This window comes from Serratia sp. 3ACOL1, assembly GCF_003668775.1.
Taxonomy (GTDB): domain Bacteria; phylum Pseudomonadota; class Gammaproteobacteria; order Enterobacterales; family Enterobacteriaceae; genus Chania; species Chania fonticola.
Genome location: NZ_CP033055.1, coordinates 1,077,318 through 1,093,600, shown reverse-complemented (window position 1 = coordinate 1,093,600; position 16,283 = coordinate 1,077,318). Strand labels below are relative to the sequence as shown.

The 16,283-nt window shown below is 53.6% G+C and carries 20 protein-coding genes and 1 pseudogene; 4 read left to right on the top strand and 17 right to left on the bottom strand.

What is annotated here, in order from left to right; all coding sequences use genetic code 11:
• Positions 1–10: 10 nt before the first annotated feature.
• The 5 genes from D9980_RS05035 to D9980_RS05015 all read right to left on the bottom strand — a co-directional run bounded on the left by D9980_RS05035 (position 11) and on the right by D9980_RS05015 (position 2,722).
• The gene (locus D9980_RS05035) at positions 11–874 is read right to left on the bottom strand and encodes a phosphotransferase (RefSeq protein ID WP_121606596.1); all 864 of its coding nucleotides are present in this window, start codon (positions 872–874) and stop codon (positions 11–13) included.
• On the bottom strand, positions 855–1,436 hold the full coding sequence (gene lpoB, locus D9980_RS05030) for a penicillin-binding protein activator LpoB (protein ID WP_024485954.1): 582 nt from the start codon (positions 1,434–1,436) through the stop codon (positions 855–857). The genes D9980_RS05035 and lpoB overlap by 20 nt, the downstream gene beginning before the upstream one ends.
• A 25-nt stretch (positions 1,437–1,461) precedes the next feature.
• Entirely contained in the window at positions 1,462–1,851 is a 390-nt protein-coding gene (locus D9980_RS05025; protein ID WP_065685911.1) for a YcfL family protein, read from the bottom strand.
• Positions 1,852–1,863: 12 nt separating this feature from the next.
• A complete protein-coding gene (gene hinT / locus D9980_RS05020) occupies positions 1,864–2,214 on the bottom strand; it encodes a purine nucleoside phosphoramidase (protein ID WP_021178295.1) in 351 nt (116 codons plus the stop codon).
• 130 nt (positions 2,215–2,344) lie between these two features.
• The gene (locus tag D9980_RS05015; protein WP_121606595.1) at positions 2,345–2,722 is read right to left on the bottom strand and encodes a helix-turn-helix domain-containing protein; all 378 of its coding nucleotides are present in this window, start codon (positions 2,720–2,722) and stop codon (positions 2,345–2,347) included.
• A 98-nt stretch (positions 2,723–2,820) separates the two neighbouring features.
• On the opposite strand from D9980_RS05015, the gene D9980_RS05010 reads away from it, so the two are divergent.
• Positions 2,821–3,576 carry an SDR family oxidoreductase gene (locus tag D9980_RS05010; protein WP_121606594.1) on the top strand — a complete coding sequence of 252 codons (756 nt, stop codon included), beginning with the start codon at positions 2,821–2,823 and terminating at the stop codon, positions 3,574–3,576.
• A 65-nt stretch (positions 3,577–3,641) separates the two neighbouring features.
• Here the strand turns inward: D9980_RS05010 and D9980_RS05005 are convergent, their stop codons facing one another.
• Positions 3,642–4,238, bottom strand: coding sequence for a GNAT family N-acetyltransferase (locus D9980_RS05005; RefSeq protein ID WP_121606593.1), 597 nt, complete (start codon positions 4,236–4,238; stop codon positions 3,642–3,644).
• Between the two features lie 316 nt (positions 4,239–4,554).
• Here D9980_RS05005 and D9980_RS05000 point away from each other — a divergent pair, with 316 nt between their 5' ends.
• The 3 genes from D9980_RS05000 to D9980_RS04990 all read left to right on the top strand — a co-directional run bounded on the left by D9980_RS05000 (position 4,555) and on the right by D9980_RS04990 (position 5,913).
• Positions 4,555–4,707: a type I toxin-antitoxin system Hok family toxin gene (locus tag D9980_RS05000; RefSeq protein WP_121606592.1), complete on the top strand. Its 153-nt coding sequence runs from the start codon at positions 4,555–4,557 to the stop codon at positions 4,705–4,707.
• A gap of 450 nt (positions 4,708–5,157) precedes the next feature.
• Complete coding sequence (locus D9980_RS04995; RefSeq protein WP_121606591.1) at positions 5,158–5,310, top strand: type I toxin-antitoxin system Hok family toxin; 153 nt, start codon at positions 5,158–5,160, stop codon at positions 5,308–5,310.
• Positions 5,311–5,760: 450 nt separating this feature from the next.
• Positions 5,761–5,913, top strand: coding sequence for a type I toxin-antitoxin system Hok family toxin (locus D9980_RS04990; RefSeq protein ID WP_115158366.1), 153 nt, complete (start codon positions 5,761–5,763; stop codon positions 5,911–5,913).
• A 149-nt stretch (positions 5,914–6,062) separates the two neighbouring features.
• Here the strand turns inward: D9980_RS04990 and D9980_RS04985 are convergent, their stop codons facing one another.
• The 11 genes and pseudogenes from D9980_RS04985 to fabD all read right to left on the bottom strand — a co-directional run bounded on the left by D9980_RS04985 (position 6,063) and on the right by fabD (position 16,273).
• Positions 6,063–6,572 (bottom strand): hypothetical protein, encoded by a 510-nt coding sequence (locus D9980_RS04985; protein ID WP_121606590.1) that lies wholly within the window; start codon positions 6,570–6,572, stop codon positions 6,063–6,065.
• 153 nt (positions 6,573–6,725) lie between these two features.
• A pseudogene (gene ptsG, locus D9980_RS04980) lies at positions 6,726–8,158 on the bottom strand (PTS glucose transporter subunit IIBC).
• 339 nt (positions 8,159–8,497) lie between these two features.
• Positions 8,498–9,274: a metal-dependent hydrolase gene (locus D9980_RS04975; RefSeq protein WP_121606589.1), complete on the bottom strand. Its 777-nt coding sequence runs from the start codon at positions 9,272–9,274 to the stop codon at positions 8,498–8,500.
• Positions 9,275–9,288: 14 nt separating this feature from the next.
• On the bottom strand, positions 9,289–10,296 hold the full coding sequence (holB, locus tag D9980_RS04970; protein WP_046808177.1) for a DNA polymerase III subunit delta': 1,008 nt from the start codon (positions 10,294–10,296) through the stop codon (positions 9,289–9,291).
• Positions 10,296–10,934 carry a dTMP kinase gene (tmk, locus tag D9980_RS04965; protein ID WP_021804713.1) on the bottom strand — a complete coding sequence of 213 codons (639 nt, stop codon included), beginning with the start codon at positions 10,932–10,934 and terminating at the stop codon, positions 10,296–10,298. The genes holB and tmk overlap by 1 nt, the downstream gene beginning before the upstream one ends.
• Positions 10,924–11,949: an endolytic transglycosylase MltG gene (gene mltG, locus D9980_RS04960; protein ID WP_065685095.1), complete on the bottom strand. Its 1,026-nt coding sequence runs from the start codon at positions 11,947–11,949 to the stop codon at positions 10,924–10,926. The genes tmk and mltG overlap by 11 nt, the downstream gene beginning before the upstream one ends.
• Positions 11,950–11,962: 13 nt before the next feature.
• Positions 11,963–12,760, bottom strand: a complete 798-nt coding sequence (pabC, locus tag D9980_RS04955; RefSeq protein ID WP_121606588.1) for an aminodeoxychorismate lyase — start codon at positions 12,758–12,760, stop codon at positions 11,963–11,965.
• 122 nt (positions 12,761–12,882) lie between these two features.
• The gene (gene fabF, locus D9980_RS04950) at positions 12,883–14,124 is read right to left on the bottom strand and encodes a beta-ketoacyl-ACP synthase II (protein ID WP_024485943.1); all 1,242 of its coding nucleotides are present in this window, start codon (positions 14,122–14,124) and stop codon (positions 12,883–12,885) included.
• Positions 14,125–14,205: 81 nt separating this feature from the next.
• A complete protein-coding gene (gene acpP / locus D9980_RS04945) occupies positions 14,206–14,442 on the bottom strand; it encodes an acyl carrier protein (RefSeq protein WP_004719003.1) in 237 nt (78 codons plus the stop codon).
• A gap of 154 nt (positions 14,443–14,596) precedes the next feature.
• Entirely contained in the window at positions 14,597–15,331 is a 735-nt protein-coding gene (gene fabG / locus D9980_RS04940; RefSeq protein ID WP_021178306.1) for a 3-oxoacyl-ACP reductase FabG, read from the bottom strand.
• Positions 15,332–15,343: 12 nt separating this feature from the next.
• Positions 15,344–16,273, bottom strand: a complete 930-nt coding sequence (fabD, locus tag D9980_RS04935; RefSeq protein ID WP_021804717.1) for an ACP S-malonyltransferase — start codon at positions 16,271–16,273, stop codon at positions 15,344–15,346.
• Between the last annotated feature and the right edge of the window lie 10 nt (positions 16,274–16,283).

Here is a 16,283-nt window from a genome sequence, read left to right as displayed (position 1 = left end):
GTATTCATGATTAGTTTGACGATGATAAACAAAAACGCTGGTATAACGCTGCGCCCCAACGCAAAAATTCCGCATCCCGACACTGCTGCCAGCGCACTTCACACCACATCAGCATCAGGTAATCCACCCACGGCAACCAACGCTGGACCTGTGAGGCCAACTGCGGCAAATCGGCATAGCCGTGGGGTTGGTATTGCTCCAAAAAGCGTTGTTGCACAGCCGGGGAAAATTGATTGAAGCGAAACATCGCCGCCAGCTCCAGGGCGATATCGCCATCGGCAGCATATTCCCAGTCGATCAACCTGAGCTGCCCGGCCTGTCGCAGCAGATTGCCGGCATGAATATCCATATGCAGCGTTGCCAACTGCAACGGGCGCGGCATGGTACCGTTGATGAAATAGCGCTGCCAACGCAGCCAGGCTGGCGTGAGACGCCTGCGATCGATTTGCTGCCAATAGCGGGTAAATTGCTGTTGCAAATCCAGCCGGTAACCACTCAACCCACGGTTATGCAACCGGGCGGTCAGCTCTGCCAACTCCCCGTTGGCCGTTAAGGAAGCAAACGCCGTTTCATCAACGCTCTCACCGGCAAGCCATTCGACGATCAGCCACTCAGGGCTCTGTAACCACACCTTTGGACCTATGCCCAATCCAGCGCGCTTCAGCACTTGCCCCTCACGCCGACGGTTAACGCCGAGCATGCGTTTTTCCGGCGTCTGCGGACGGGCCAGCAGTTGCACATCGCCACTGTCGATCCGCCAGCTCTCGCCGCTCAACCCTTGTACCAGGCTAAAATGACAACCGGCGGTATTTACCGCCGGCAGTCTGTTACTCAAGAGTCGCCGCAGCTGGGATTCAGTATTTGACGTCGCCATTGCCTGACCAGACGATCTCACCTGTTTGTACCAACATCAGCTGCATTTCCATCGCCGGTGACTTCACATCGCCACTGACGGCGCTATACAAGACGTATTGCGCGTTGACGATACGCGCCAAGCCAATCGCCTTGCTGCGCGACCCGAGGCTATCTTCCGCCGACAGGCCCAGCGTCTGTTTGGCGCTCGCCAACTGCGCTTCCGGCACGACGGCAAAGGTCTTGTTGGATGCCAAAGCCTGGTGCAGCGCCGAAGTGGCATTGCCGATGCTCAATGAGCCATTGGTATTGTTCTTCACGCTGTCCAACAGCAATACGCTGCCAGGCGTGACGCCATCGGCCTTCAGCATCTGATTGACCAACGGCTGCACGCTGCCCAGCCAGTCAAGCTGCTGGATCTTCGGCGGCTGTGGCACCGGCTCGGTGGTTGGTGGCAACGGTTCAGGCTGAGGCTCTGGTTGCGGCTGTGGCTCTACCGTCACCGGTGCCGTAGGCTCTGGCGGGCGTGATGGACAACCGGTTAACACCAACGCGGCCAGCGCCACCCATAGGAACTTTTTCATTACCTTCTCCAACGTAACCCAAAACTTATAAGTATAAATACAGACGTACACGCTTGGCATCAAGGTTGCCATTCAACGAATAAATCTCGGTGTCTGAATTGGCGGCAACGGTGACCGTGCGCGGCTGTTCAAAAGGCAGGATATCCAGCCCCTGTTTGTCATACCAGTAGAAACGATAGTGGAGGGTCACCGGCGTCGTCTGGGTGTTGCTGAGCACCGAACTGGCCCGCAGGCGGCCAGATGCGTCAGCAATAGACGGGTTATCCGCCAGAATACCCGCCGTCAGTACCGGTGAATCCATCACCACCGTTTGCCGTTCATTGACCGAGATGCCCTTCGGACTGCTACAGCCCATCAGCATCGCGGCGGGGAGCACCAGCGCCATCAAGTAACGCGTCGTGTGAATATAGCGCATGGTCTTCCTCGGTTAACGTGACAACAACGGGCCCAGAGCGCGCCCACCAACTAAATGCATATGAATATGATAGACCTCTTGCCCGCCGTGACGATTGCAATTGATGAGCAGGCGGTAGCCGTCTTCGGCAATCCCTTCCTGCTCGGCAATTTTGGCCGCCACGGTGATCATACGGCCTAATGCGGCTTCGTGTTCCACGGTCACGTCGTTCACCGTTGGGATCAGCACGTTCGGCACGATCAGGATATGGGTCGGCGCCTGTGGGGAAATATCACGAAATGCGGTGACCAGTTCGTCCTGGTAGACCACATCGGCAGGGATTTCACGGCGAATAATTTTACTGAAAATCGTTTCTTCGGCCATCTGGAACTCCTTGTTCAGCGAAAATATTGGTTTACGCAGTATCGTGACAAATTCTACTGCTATCAACCCGATTGCGCACTTTCCGTATCGAGTGATGGAGAATCACTCAACCTTACGAGTTTACCGGCGGTTATTGGCTAACGATCAACTGAGGCGCATGGTCACGCATCCAAGCGGCCAACGAGTCCAACGTGGGGCGCAGCGTTTTACCCAGCGGCGTTATCTGGTACTCCACCCGTGGTGGCACCTCTGGAAACACCTGGCGAGTGACAAGACCGCATTGTTCAAACTGGCGGAGCTGACGCGTCAGTTCTTTTTGCGCGATGGGGGCTACCGCGCGCTGTAATTCGCTAAAGCGTATCGGGCCGTCGATCACCATCAGGCGATACAGGATTGGGATGGCCCATTTGCCCGAAACCAAATTGACGAAGCTCACCATCGGGCACGGCTCCCCCGCAGGTGGTAATGGAAAAATTTTTTCAACCTGCCCTTTTACTGTTGACGCCATTGCATCCCACCTTGTCCTTTAGTATCCAAATGGTACCTACTATGCAAAAGGTACTGACAGACCAATAATGGCGTAACTGACCAACGAGAGGAAGGGTTATGTCACGATTAGCAGGTAAATACGCGTTGATTACCGGGGGAACCAGCGGCATCGGGCTGGAGACGGCCCGGCAGTTTATTGCCGAAGGAGCGACCGTGGCGATCACCGGGCGCAGCGCAAGCGGGTTAACAGCGGCTGGCGAAATGCTTGGGGATGTCGTGCTGTTGCACAATGACGCCGGGGATATCGGCCAACAGCCGATTTTGGCCGCGCAGTTGGCTAAAAGCTGGCCCCGGTTGGATATCTTGTATATCAACGCCGGTGATGTCACCCACCTGCCGTTACAGGAATGGGATGAGCAGCGTTATGACCAACTGATGAACACCAATCTCAAAGGCCCTCTGTTTTTGATCCAAGCCCTGTTACCGTTGCTGGGCAATCCTGCCTCGGTGATCCTGTGTGGTTCCGTCAGCGCGCATATTGGCTTGGCGCAAAGCAGCGTCTATGCCGCCAGTAAAGCCGGAATTTTGTCTTTGGCGCGTTCGCTTTCTGCCGAACTGCACCCGCGCGGTATTCGCGTCAACGGCCTCAGCCCTGGCCCAACGGCAACCCCAGCGCTGGGCAAGCTGGGTTTGCCGGCACAGGCTGAGCAAGCATTACGCGAAGAGATCCGCGCGCTGGTGCCGATTGGCCGCATGGGGACCGCGCTGGAATTGGCCAAAGCCGCCGTATTTCTCGCGTCTGAAGAGTCCAGCTACATGGTGGGAAGTGAACTGCTGATCGACGGTGGCGTGGGGAATTTAGCGCGGAGTTGAAAGGCTGCTGTAGGGGCGCTGCATGCTGCGCCCGTTGAGATCATGCCACTGTTTGCTCCTCGAGTTTAGCGCTTCAGCAAAACTTCCAGCCTGGCTTTCACCTCACACCATTCATCATCGATAACGCTGAACCTGACCGAGTTACGTTTACGCCCGTCGGGCATGATGCGTTCATGGCGTACAATCCCCTCCTGCTTGGCACCAATCCGCAGAATTGCCGCGCGTGACCTGTCGTTCAGTTCGTCGGTGGTGAACTGTACCCGTACCGCCTGTAATACTTCAAAGGCATAGCCGAGCAGTAGGTATTTCGCTTCGGTATTCACGCCGGTGCGCTGCACCGATTGGCTCAACCAGGTGTGGCCGATTTCCATTTTGCGATTAGTCCGGTCGATCTTCCAGAAACGGGTGCTGCCGATAATGCGCCCGCTAGCCTGCTGAACAATGACAAACGGCAGCATGGAACCAGCATCACGGCCTGCCACGGCGGTGGCGATATAGCTGTCGATCGTGCTGGTACTCGGCACTGCGGTAACCTTCAGGTTCCACAGTTCGCCATCAGCAGCCGCGCTCAGCATTGCCTCACGGTGCTCTGGCTGCAATGGCCGAAGTTCGATTTGATTGCCGATCAACGTTGGTGGTTTGAGCACGGATGGGTTGGGCATTGTTCCCTCTTTTGCTGCGATCTATGGACTGCCATCAGCATCGCAATAAACAGGGAAAAAAACCAACAAATTAAGCAGGATGTACACTGAGCCGGTTCAGCTTACTTGTTATATGTACCAAAGCGCTGATTTATTACCAGGCAGGATTAGGGGTAAAATTCGCGTGGGTGCTCTGGATCTTTTTGTCCTGAGCATTAGCAAGGGACAAAAAGAGAAAAGCCCCGAATCGATGTAAATCAACCCGAGGCCACTCTTATGCTCCAACAACATAAAGGTAGCCTCTTACCCGCCGAAAGGCAAGGACAAGGAGGCTATCATGCCGCAAAAGTTAGTAGTAATGGCCCTGGTTATTCTCTGTATCACCGTACTGGTGTTTACCTGGATGACCAGGAAAAGACTCTGTGAAATCCGCATTCGTAGCGGAGAAACGGAGGTTGCGGCCATGATGGCTTACGAACCCGCAAGGTAAGGCAACCCAACGGCGGGGCTCGCCCCGCCTGTTGGTTGTTTGAGCAGAGATCCATGAGCGCCCCTCCCTATCTTGTTAAACAATCCCATACAAAAGAGCCCGCAGCCGCCATAGCATATATAAGAAAAATAGGTGTAAAAAAATAAATGTTTTATATAGAGGTTAGTCACCGCAAGAAACGGGCAAAAAAACAATAAACAACAAATAACAAGGATGAGCACTGAGCCGGTTCAGCTTAATTGTTCTATGTAACAAAGCGCTGATTTATTACCAGGCGGGATTACTGTTAAAATTCGCGTGGGTGCTCTGGATCTTTTTGTCCTGAGCATTAGCAAGGGATAGAAAGAGAAAAGCCCCGAATCGATGTAAATCAACCCGAGGCCACTCTTATGCCCAAACACCATAAAGGTAGCCTCTTACCCGCCGAAAGGCAAGGACAAGGAGGCTATCATGCCGCAAAAATTAGTAGTAATGGCCTTGGTTATTCTCTGTATCACCGTACTGGTGTTTACCTGGATGACCAGGAAAAGACTCTGTGAGATCCGCATTCGTAGCGGAGAAATGGAGGTTGCGGCCATGATGGCTTACGAATCCGCAAGGTAAGGCAACCCAACGGCGGGGCTTGCCCCGCCTGTTGGTTGTTTGAGCAGAGATCCATGAGCGCCCCTCCCTATTTTGTTAAACAATCCCATACAAAAGAGCCCGCAGCCGCCATAGCATATATAAGAAAAATAGGTGTAAAAAAATAAATGTTTTATATAGAGGTTAGTCACCGCAAGAAACGGGCAAAAAACCAATAAACAACAAATAACAAGGATGAGCACTGAGCCGGTTCAGCTTACTTGTTATATGTACCAAAGCGCTGATTTATTACCAGGCAGGATTAGGGGTAAAATTCACGTGGGTGCTCTGGATCTTTTTGTCCTGAGCATTAGCAAGGGATAGAAAGAGAAAAGCCCCGAATCGATGTAAATCAACCCGAGGCCACTCTTATGCATGAACACCATAAAGGTAGCCTCTTACCCGCCGAAAGGCAAGGACAAGGAGGCTATCATGCCGCAAAAATTAGTAGTAATGGCCCTGGTTATTCTCTGTATCACCGTACTGGTGTTTACCTGGATGACCAGGAAAAGACTCTGTGAGATCCGCATTCGTAGCGGAGAAACGGAGGTTGCGGCCATGATGGCTTACGAATCCGTAAGGTAAGGCAACCCAATGGCGGGGCTTGCCCCGCCTGTTGGTTGTTTGAGCTGAGATCCATGAGCACCCCTTCCATCAAAAAAGAAGACTTCCCCCGCCTTTAACTACCGCTATCCCCTTCCCAAAAGCCACTTATTATCGACGACGTGCCACCTTTAAGGGAAAGTTATAGCGTAAGTCACTACCATACCAAGGGCATTAGTTCGTTTTTCAATATATATCTTGTTATTAAAATCATAGTTACCTACGGGATGACATACTCTAATACTTATGCCTAAATCTGCATCATTAACTTCTGCCCCAGCGCAGCTGCTGCGACTCCCGTAGGCATAGGAATACGTCGTAGTATATGAAGATGTTTTACCGGGGAGATAGTAAGTGACCGTTATTAACAACATGATAGCGACAAGCGCCGTTACGATGCTGATAGCGGCATACAGCTTGATATAATCAACAAATTTACTGCTGTTAAACACGCCACGTCTGATAATCAAAAGTGAGATAAGCAAAGCCAGTGCCAGCGCCGTCACAAGCATATAACGCACACTTGTACGATTCAGAAAGGTTTGACGATAGATCTCACCATGCCATAGCATCATCCCAAAAACGAATCCCAAAAATAATATCGTCACACCAAAAAGATAAGGATAAGAGTATTTTTTCATCGCCAATGTCCTTCTGGCTGGCTTCATGATGCTAATTTTTTGTACTACCGGATATAAACTTAATACCGAACTCATGTCAATAACGGTGACTAGCTCAGAAAAGTGCATAAAAAAAGGGAGACCTAAGTCTCCCCATTAACTCCCCTACCTGAATCAGTGGTTACGGATGTATTCATCCATATCGGTTTTCAGGTTGTCGGATTTGGTACCAAAGATCGCCTGAACGCCTGAGCCAGCCACAACCACACCGGCAGCACCCAGTTTCTTCAGACCAGCCTGGTCAACCTTGGATACGTCGGCCACGCTAACGCGCAGACGGGTAATACAGGCATCCAGGTTGGTGATGTTCTCTTTACCGCCGAATGCCTGAACCAGCGCAGCAGACATTTCAGAACCACCCTGAGTCACCTGCTCGGAAGCATTGTCTTCACGGCCAGGAGTTTTCAGATCCAGTTTGGCAATCAGCACGCGGAAGATGGTGTAGTACACCAGACCGTAGATGACACCAACGATTGGGAACAGCCAGATTTTGCTGCTGTTGCCGCTCAGTACGATGAAGTCGATCAGACCGTGTGAGAAGCTGGTACCGTCACGCATACCCAACAGAATACAGATTGGGAACGCCAGACCGGCCAGGATCGCATGGATTACGTACAGGATCGGCGCAACGAACATGAAGGAGAACTCGATCGGCTCGGTAATACCGGTCAGGAACGAGGTCAGTGCAGCGGAGATCATGATACCGCCGACTTTGGCACGGTTTTCCGGCTTGGCTGAGTGCCAGATGGCAATCGCGGCAGCAGGCAGACCATACATTTTGAACAGGAAGCCACCAGACAGCATACCCGCAGTTGGGTCACCCGCCATGTAACGCGGAATGTCGCCGTGGAACACTTGACCGGCCGCATTGGTATATTCGCCAATCTGCATTTGGAACGGAACGTTCCAGATGTGGTGCAGACCAAACGGTACCAGCGCACGCTCAACAAAACCGTAGATACCGAATGCTACTACTGGGTTCTGATAAGCCGCCCACTCGGAGAAGGTCTGGATAGCCGTACCGATTGGAGGCCAGATGAAGGAGAGGATCACACCCAGAATGATAGCGGCCAGACCAGAGATGATCGGCACAAAACGCTTACCGGCAAAGAAGCCCAGGTATTCTGGCAGTTGAATACGGAAGAAGCGGTTAAACATGTAGGCAGCAATGGCACCGGAGATAATCCCCCGAGCACACCGGTATCCGCCAGGTGTTTGGCCGCAATCTCTTCGGCTGGCAAATGCAGCACCAGCGGCGCAACCACGGCCATGGTTTTCACCATGATGCCGTAAGCCACTACCGCGGCCAATGCAGAAACGCCGTCGTTGTTAGTGAAGCCCAGGGCAACACCGATAGCGAAGATCAACGGCATATTGGCGAATACGGAACCGCCGGCTTCCGCCATCACGTGTGAGACTACCAGCGGTAGCCAGCTAAAGTTGGCGGAACCGACGCCCAGCAGGATACCTGCGATAGGCAATACGGAAACCGGCAGCATCAGCGATTTACCTACTTTTTGCAGGTTGGCAAATGCGTTCTTGAACATAGTTGAGTGTGCTCCTGAGTAATAGTGCTTTGCTACTTCTCGCGAATTTTCGCGTTGCAGAGGGGGGAGAGAAAACCCCTGCATTTTCAGGGTGTCTGAGCACCCCTTTAATTTTTACGCAGAGTAAAATAAATACCCTGAACAATGTTTGATGGCAGTCACGTTTCGATGAATCTGACCGGCCATTTTTCAAAAATCGTCTACTTTTTGTGAAGAAAGATGAAAATTTGCCCGGCCGCTCCCCTGAAACGGGTGGGAACATTACCCGTTTCGAGGATTAATTACGAGCTTAAAAAGAATTAGATTATCGCCAGCGTTTCGCTAAGCCTAGACGAAGGATCAGAGTTCGATGTGAAACAAACGTGAAAAGTTGGCAGTGGTCGCCTGCGCCAGGTTTTCCAGGCTGACGCCCTTCAACACGGCCAGGTATTCTGCGACGTCACGCACATAGGCGGGTTGGTTTTCTTTGCCGCGATGAGGTACCGGCGCCAGGTATGGCGAGTCGGTTTCCACCAGCATGCGATCCAATGGCACATAGCGGGCTACCTCGCGCAGCGGCTCGGCGTTACGGAAAGTGACAATGCCGGAGAACGAGATATAGAAGCCCAGATCGAGCAAGGCTTTCGCCGTTGGCAAATCTTCGGTGAAGCAATGCAGCACGCCGCCGCAATCCTGTGCGTTCTCTTCGCGCAGAATGGCCAACGTATCGTCACGCGCGTCACGCGTATGCACAATCACCGGCTTGTTGAGATCCCGGCCAATACGAATATGTTGGCGGAACGACTCTTGCTGTAACGGGATATTGTCTTTCTGATAAAAGTAATCCAGCCCGGTTTCCCCCAGGGCAACCACCTGCTCTGCCGCTGCCAGACTGCGCAGTTCGGCATAATCGTAGCCCCCCTCCAGATTCAACGGATGAACGCCACAGGAGAAGGCGACATCGTTACGTTGACCGATCAGTTGGGTCATCGCCTGGTAACCCGGCAGCGTGGTGGCAACCGCCAGTACAAAGCCCACATCCTGCGCTTTGGCTTTGACCAGGGCATCTTCCACGCTGTGGTGCAAGGTGGCGAAGTCCAGGCTGTCGAGGTGGCAGTGAGAATCTACTAATAACATGATAATTAACTCTTTTACAACGAATGAGGGGATGAGTAACCGGTAGTGCCGAGCATCTGCTCCCAACCGAGTAACTGTTCTGTCAGCAACAGCTCGCGATTAACGCCGACCACGCTGAGTAACTGATGGCGGCAGTTAAGCCACTGCTGCATGATTTGCTGGAGCGAAACGCTGCTCAAACGGCTGGCCAACTGCTGGACCAGCGGCAATTGATCCTGGTTCAGAGCATAGTTCGCGGCACCCTGCTGGTATTTCATAGCATCCATCAGTAGCGCGCATAACCAGTGTAGCCGGTCCGCCACGTCGTCATGGTTCAGTGCCGGCAACAGGGCCAACATATCGCACTGCGGCAAAGCGGCGCTCAAGGCGTTACACAGTGCGGCCCGCTGTTGCCAGCGATTCGGTTGCAGCAACTGTTCGGCAGCGAGTGGAGCACCGTCATGCAAGCGTAATGCGGTCAGACGATCGACCGGATTGCCCACACCCTGGCGGTTAAGCCATTGCAGACTAAGCTGTTCATCTGGGCTGGCCAGATGCCAGTAGAAACAGCGGCTACGCAGCGTCGCCAACAGGCGTGAGGGCTCACGGCAGCCTAGCAGGAAGTAGGTATTGGCCGGAGGCTCTTCCAGGGTTTTCAGCAAGGCGTTGGCGGCGGCCTCGGTCAACAGTTCTGCCTGCGATAGCCACACCACCTTGGCTCCCCCCTGCTGGGCATGGGAATAGAGGACCTCAATCACTTGGCGGATCGGTTCGATACCCAAGCTACTTTTGCCCTTTTCCGGAGCCAGTACGTGGTAGTCCGGATGGTTGCCTGCCAGCATCAACCGGCAGCTGTGGCACTCACCGCAGCTCTTTTCACCATTGCGCTTTTGGCAGATCAGCCAACGGCTCAGGGCATAGAGTAGCTCAGCATCGCCGTTGCCCACCGCCGCATGCAGCAGTAATGCGTGATGGCCACGCCCAGCCGCATACTGCCCCACCAAATGACGATAGGGAGCGTTAAGCCACGGGTACCAGTTCATTACGCTCCTTCCTGCTGTTGCAGCCACTGTACAACCACCTGGCGAATATCGGCAGTGACCTGTTCCAGCGTTTGTGCCGCATCTATGGTAACGATGCTCGCATCCTGAGCCGCCAGTTCAAGATAGCGCGCGCGGGTACGTTCAAAGAACGGCAGCGCTTCTTGCTCAATACGGTCCAACTCTCCGCGCGCGCGCGCCCTTTGCAGGCCCACCGACGGCGGTAAGTCGAGATAAAGGGTCAGGTCGGGGCGGAAGTCACCCAATACCGTATCACGCAGCGAACTCATCAAGTGTGGGTCGATTCCCCGGCCCCCGCCCTGATAGGCTTGTGCGGAAAGATCGTGACGATCGCCTACCACCCAGGCTCCCCGCGCCAACGCCGGTTGGATCACGGTTTCCACCAGTTGCACCCGCGCGGCATATATCATCAGCAGTTCCGCCTTGATGGTCGGCAAATCGCCATCTGCGCCGCATTTAAACAGCTCGCGCAGCTTCTCCGCCAGTGGCGTACCGCCCGGTTCACGGGTAAATACAATGTCGTTAATACCCTGCTCGTTTAGCACGTTGACCACGGTATTGCGCGCGGTGGTTTTACCCGCGCCTTCCAACCCTTCAATCACTACAAAGTTACTTTTCATTCTTTTCCTTTTGTACCTGCCGATAGACACGCACCGCAGCATTATGGCTTGCCAGGTTGGTGGTGAACGTATGGCCACCCTTTCCGTCGGCAACAAAGTACAAATAATCGGTTTTAGCCGGATTGGCGGCAGCTTCCAATGAAGCACGGCTCGGCATGGCGATCGGCGTTGGCGGTAGGCCGCTGATCACATAGGTGTTATAGGGAGTTGCCGTCTCCAGATCCTTTCGGGTGATGTTACCGGTATAACTGTCGCCCATGCCGTAGATCACGGTAGGATCGGTTTGCAAACGCATGCCCAAACGCAGGCGATTGATAAACACCGAAGCGACCTTGGTGCGTTCCTCCGCTACGGCAGTCTCTTTCTCAACGATCGAAGCCATCGTCAACAACTCTTCCGGCGTTTTGTAGGGCAAGCTGGTGTCTCGCGCATGCCAAACGTCCTGCAATGCCTTGTACATCCGCAGCTGCGAGCGCTTTAACAATGCCTGATCGGTGGTTCCCGCCGTATAGAGATAGGTATCTGGATACAAACGACCTTCCAGCACGCCACCTTCCGGCAGCCCCAGCGCCTTGGCGATCTCCGCCTCGCTTTTACCTGCCAGGGTATGCTTGACGTATTTGGACTCTTGCAGCACCTGCAACCAATCTTTCAGACGCAAACCCTCGATAAAACGCGCGCTGAACTGGGCTTCTTTGCCGCTCGCCAACAGTTTCAGCATCTGGCGCACCGTCATCCCCGGGGTTAAACGGTAGGTACCAGCCTTGAATTCGGCCAGTTCCGGCTCCAGGCGCAGTAACCACGGGAACCAACGGCCATTGTGGATCAGCTTGTCGCGTACCAGCAGCCCTTCCAGCGCCACACGGCCAGTGCCTGCGGGCAGTTTGAAGTAGGTTTCCTGCCCAATCGCCAGTGGAGTATCGGCAAAGCGTTCAATCCGCTGATGCCCCCAATACAGCGAAGCCAACGCCAGGAGCAGCAGCAGTACAACAATCTTGAGCTTTTTTCTCTTCATCGATCAGCCATCATTAACAGTGTGGTCGCAAAAAATCATACAGTTGGCGCGAAGGGTAGCGCCATGATTGTGCCCTATTCACCGGCAGCAACGGCATCAGCGCGTTGCATATCAGCACTTCCTCCGCATCGGCCAGCGTCTCCAGCGGTTCACTGACGTAATGCAGTAGATACTCGCTGCCCGTCAGAAGTTCAATCACTCGGCGGCGCATCACACCGGCGACACCGGCCTGATCCAGATTTGGCGTAAAGACGTTTTTTCCTTTGCGCCAGAACAAATTAGCCGCACAGCATTCCACCAGCATACCCGCAGTGTCAAGCACCAGCGCCTCATCGGCATCGGCCTGGTCAAGATGTGCGCGGATCAACACCTGCTCCAGGCGGTTAAGGTGTTTCAGGCCTGCCAGCAGTGGATTACGCGCCAGCGCAACCGGGCTGAGCGTCAGGCTGATCCCTTCTTCACGCCATGACTGGTAGTGCATGGGATAGGCGCTGCGCGAAACGATCCGTGTAGGAGCAGCACAGCCGTGCGGGCTGTAACCTCGTCCGCCGCTGCCTCTGGTCAGTATCGCTTTGACCACGCCCAGGGAGAGAGAGCTTGCCGCATGGCGCATCTCAAGTTCCAATGCCGCCCAGTCCAGCGCTGGCAATAGCAATCTCTGCGCCGCCTGCTGCATCCGCTCAAGATGCCAGGGGAAAAGATCGATGTTGCCATCCACTACTCTGGCAGTAGTAAAGCAGCCGTCGCCAAACTGCAAACCGCGATCGCTGGGTGCCAGGGCGTCATGTTGTTGTCCATTGATCCAGTACATGCGTTTCCTCACTGTGTTATCACTACAGCATAACAGGCACATACTACGATAGAACGGCCTGGCGCCATAAAAAAAGCCCGGTCAAAATGCACCGGGCCTTTATCAACTTAAGTTGGCAATAATTATACGCGACGGAAAATCAGCGAACCGTTGGTGCCACCGAAGCCGAAGGAGTTACACAGCGTGAACTCCATATCTTTGGTCTGGCGCGCTTCGTGTGGTACGAAGTCCAGATCGCAACCTTCATCCGGATTATCCAGATTGATGGTAGGTGGAACCGCCTGATCGCGCAAAGCCAACACGGTAAAGATCGACTCAATCGCCCCAGCGGCACCCAGCAGGTGGCCGGTCATCGATTTGGTGGAGCTGACCATTACCCGGTTGGCATCGCTGCCAAATACGGATTTCACCGCTTGGGTTTCGGCTTTATCACCGGCCGGCGTCGAGGTGCCATGCGCGTTGATATAACCAATCTGTGACGTTGTCACACCCGCATCACGCAGTGCGTTTTCCATCGCCAAGGCCGCACCAGCACCGTTTTCCGGTGGCGATGTCATGTGGTAGGCATCGCTGCTCATACCAAACCCGACAATTTCGGCGTAAATTTTCGCACCGCGTTGTTTTGCGTGTTCGTACTCTTCCAGCACCATCATCCCCGCACCATCGCCCAGCACAAAACCATCACGGTCTTTATCCCAGGGGCGGCTTGCGGCCTGTGGGTTGTCATTGCGGGTTGAGAGCGCACGAGCCGCCCCAAAGCCGCCGACACCCAGAGGGGTACTGGCTTTTTCTGCGCCACCGGCCAGCATCACATCGGCATCATTGTAAGCAATGATACGTGCGGCATGGCCAATGTTATGGACACCTGAGGTACAGGCGGTAGCGATGGAAATACTTGGGCCACGCATGCCGTACATAATGGTCAGGTGACCGGCAATCATGTTCACAATGGTCGAGGGCACAAAAAACGGACTGATTTTCCGTGGGCCACCGTTAACCAGTGAGCTATGGTTTTCTTCAATCAACCCCAGGCCGCCGATACCAGAGCCGATAGCGGCACCAATACGATTGGCGTTCGCCTCGTTGATATCCAGCCCCGCATCCTGCATGGCTTGCATGCCGGCGACGATGCCGTATTGAATGAAGGCATCCATCTTGCGCGCATCTTTGCGAGAGATGAAATCTTCACAGTTAAAATTCTTTACCAAGCCAGCAAAACGGGTTGCATAGGCAGTAGTATCGAAATGGTCGATCAGGCTGATGCCACTCTGACCGGCAAGAAGAGCATTCCATGTGGACTCTACCGTATTGCCGACAGGAGACAACATGCCCAGTCCGGTCACAACTACTCGACGCTTAGACACGTTTGTCCTCCAAGGAGGGAAAATATGACGCTAGGGATAGAAAAAACTTAGGCGGTCGAGTGACCGCCTAGATATGTTCGCTTACTGCTGGCTAGCGTTGATGAAATCAATAGCTGCTTGCACAGTAGTGATTTTCTCTGCTTCTTCGTCTGGAATTTCGGTGTCGAATTCTTCTTCCAGAGCCATTACCAGCTCAACGGTGTCAAGAGAATCAGCGCCCAGGTCTTCAACGAAAGAAGCGTTGTTCAATACTTCTTCCTGCTTAACACCCAGTTGCTCAACAATGATTTTCTTAACGCGTTCTTCGATAGTGCTCATACTCTTAAATTTCCTATCAAAACTCGCTTTCGCGATGGTTTTCGTAGTGTATAAAATGTTGAAAAAGATGCAACTAAATCCCGGCTGGTCAAACCACGATTTTACGCTATTTTGCGGTTTTTACCTCAAATAACGCAAATAGTTTTCGCATTTTTTAAATCATATACATGCCGCCATTGACATGTAACGTTTCACCGGTGATGTAGCTGGCCTCGTCAGAGGCTAAAAATGCAACAGCGCTGGCGATTTCTTTAGCTTCCCCAAGCCGGCTAGCCGGAACCTGAGTCAAAATGCCTGCGCGTTGATCTTCTGTCAACGCCCGTGTCATGTCCGTCTCAATAAAGCCAGGAGCCACGACGTTGACCGTAATGCCACGTGAAGCGATCTCACGTGCCAAAGACTTACTAAAACCAATCAGACCGGCTTTAGCCGCCGCGTAGTTAGCCTGCCCTGCATTCCCCATGGTACCAACAACGGAACCGATAGAGATGATACGGCCAAACCGCTTTTTCATCATAGCTCGCATTACCGCTTTTGACAGACGGAATACGGAAGTCAGATTGGTGTCCAGGATATCCTGCCACTCCTCATCCTTCATTCGCATCAGCAGGTTATCACGCGTAATCCCGGCATTATTCACTAAAATGTCGATTTCGCCAAATTCCGCACGAATCGAGGTCAAAACGTTGTCGATAGATTGAGCATCAACCACGTTCAGCATATAGCCTTTGCCGTTCTCACCCAGATAGCTGCTGATGGCTTCAGCACCGCTCTCGCTGGTAGCGGTGCCGATAACCTTGGCGCCACGTGCAACAAACAACTCTGCAATAGCCCGGCCAATACCGCGGCTTGCGCCGGTGACCAGGACAATTTTCCCTTCGAAGCTCATGGTTATCCTCTTTTACTGTTCCAACGCCGCAGACAGGCTGGCAGTATCGTTAACCGCTGCCGCCGTCAAAGTGTCGACAATGCGTTTGGTCAGGCCGGTCAGCACTTTGCCTGGGCCCACTTCCAACAGCAGAGTCACACCCTCTGCCGCCATAAATTCTACGCTTTCCGTCCAGCGCACCGGGCTGTACAGTTGGCGAACCAACGCACTGCGGATAGCTTCTGGCGCGGTTTCTGCGCGTACATCAACGTTATTGACTACCGGGACTAACGGCGCGTTGAAGGTGATGTCTTGCAACGCTACTGCCAGCTTATCGGCAGCCGGTTTCATCAGTGCGCAGTGCGAAGGCACGCTCACCGGCAACGGCAGTGCACGTTTGGCACCGGCCGCCTTGCAAGCTGCGCCTGCACGCTCAACCGCTTCTTTGTTGCCGGCGATAACGACCTGCCCCGGAGAGTTGAAGTTCACCGGTGAAACTACCTGACCTTGAGCAGACTCCTCACAGGCTTTGGCAATCGAGGCATTATCCAGACCGATGATGGCGTACATGGCACCGGTACCTTCTGGTACCGCTTCCTGCATCAGCTTGCCGCGCAACTCTACCAAACGGATAGCCGCAGCAAAATCCAGCACACCGGCACACACCAGCGCCGAGTATTCACCCAGGCTGTGGCCGGCCATCATCACAGGCATGTTACCGCCCTGCTGCTGCCAGACACGGAAGATGGCAACGGAGGCCGCCAACAACGCTGGCTGTGTCTGCCAGGTTTTATTCAGCTCTTCTGCCGGGCCAGTCTGTACCAACTGCCACAGATCGTAACCCAAAGCCGCTGAAGCGTCGCTAAAAGTTTGTTCCACAATGGGAAACTGTGCGGCCAAATCGGCCAACATGCCAACGGTTTGTGAACCCTGGCCTGGAAAAACAAAAGCAGTTTGCGTCATTTTTTTATTC

Excerpts from the sequence above, each read along its gene's own strand:
- D9980_RS05035 (WP_121606596.1), bottom strand. The coding sequence starts at position 874 with ATGGCGACGTCAAATACTGAATCCCAGCTGCGGCGACTCTTGAGTAAC.
- lpoB (WP_024485954.1), bottom strand. The coding sequence starts at position 1,436 with ATGAAAAAGTTCCTATGGGTGGCGCTGGCCGCGTTGGTGTTAACCGGT.
- D9980_RS05025 (WP_065685911.1), bottom strand. The coding sequence starts at position 1,851 with ATGCGCTATATTCACACGACGCGTTACTTGATGGCGCTGGTGCTCCCC.
- hinT (WP_021178295.1), bottom strand. The coding sequence starts at position 2,214 with ATGGCCGAAGAAACGATTTTCAGTAAAATTATTCGCCGTGAAATCCCT.
- D9980_RS05015 (WP_121606595.1), bottom strand. The coding sequence starts at position 2,722 with ATGGCGTCAACAGTAAAAGGGCAGGTTGAAAAAATTTTTCCATTACCA.
- D9980_RS05010 (WP_121606594.1), top strand. The coding sequence starts at position 2,821 with ATGTCACGATTAGCAGGTAAATACGCGTTGATTACCGGGGGAACCAGC.
- D9980_RS05005 (WP_121606593.1), bottom strand. The coding sequence starts at position 4,238 with ATGCCCAACCCATCCGTGCTCAAACCACCAACGTTGATCGGCAATCAA.
- D9980_RS05000 (WP_121606592.1), top strand. The coding sequence starts at position 4,555 with ATGCCGCAAAAGTTAGTAGTAATGGCCCTGGTTATTCTCTGTATCACC.
- D9980_RS04995 (WP_121606591.1), top strand. The coding sequence starts at position 5,158 with ATGCCGCAAAAATTAGTAGTAATGGCCTTGGTTATTCTCTGTATCACC.
- D9980_RS04990 (WP_115158366.1), top strand. The coding sequence starts at position 5,761 with ATGCCGCAAAAATTAGTAGTAATGGCCCTGGTTATTCTCTGTATCACC.
- D9980_RS04985 (WP_121606590.1), bottom strand. The coding sequence starts at position 6,572 with ATGAAAAAATACTCTTATCCTTATCTTTTTGGTGTGACGATATTATTT.
- D9980_RS04975 (WP_121606589.1), bottom strand. The coding sequence starts at position 9,274 with ATGTTATTAGTAGATTCTCACTGCCACCTCGACAGCCTGGACTTCGCC.
- holB (WP_046808177.1), bottom strand. The coding sequence starts at position 10,296 with ATGAACTGGTACCCGTGGCTTAACGCTCCCTATCGTCATTTGGTGGGG.
- tmk (WP_021804713.1), bottom strand. The coding sequence starts at position 10,934 with ATGAAAAGTAACTTTGTAGTGATTGAAGGGTTGGAAGGCGCGGGTAAA.
- mltG (WP_065685095.1), bottom strand. The coding sequence starts at position 11,949 with ATGAAGAGAAAAAAGCTCAAGATTGTTGTACTGCTGCTGCTCCTGGCG.
- pabC (WP_121606588.1), bottom strand. The coding sequence starts at position 12,760 with ATGTACTGGATCAATGGACAACAACATGACGCCCTGGCACCCAGCGAT.
- acpP (WP_004719003.1), bottom strand. The coding sequence starts at position 14,442 with ATGAGCACTATCGAAGAACGCGTTAAGAAAATCATTGTTGAGCAACTG.
- fabG (WP_021178306.1), bottom strand. The coding sequence starts at position 15,331 with ATGAGCTTCGAAGGGAAAATTGTCCTGGTCACCGGCGCAAGCCGCGGT.
- fabD (WP_021804717.1), bottom strand. The coding sequence starts at position 16,273 with ATGACGCAAACTGCTTTTGTTTTTCCAGGCCAGGGTTCACAAACCGTT.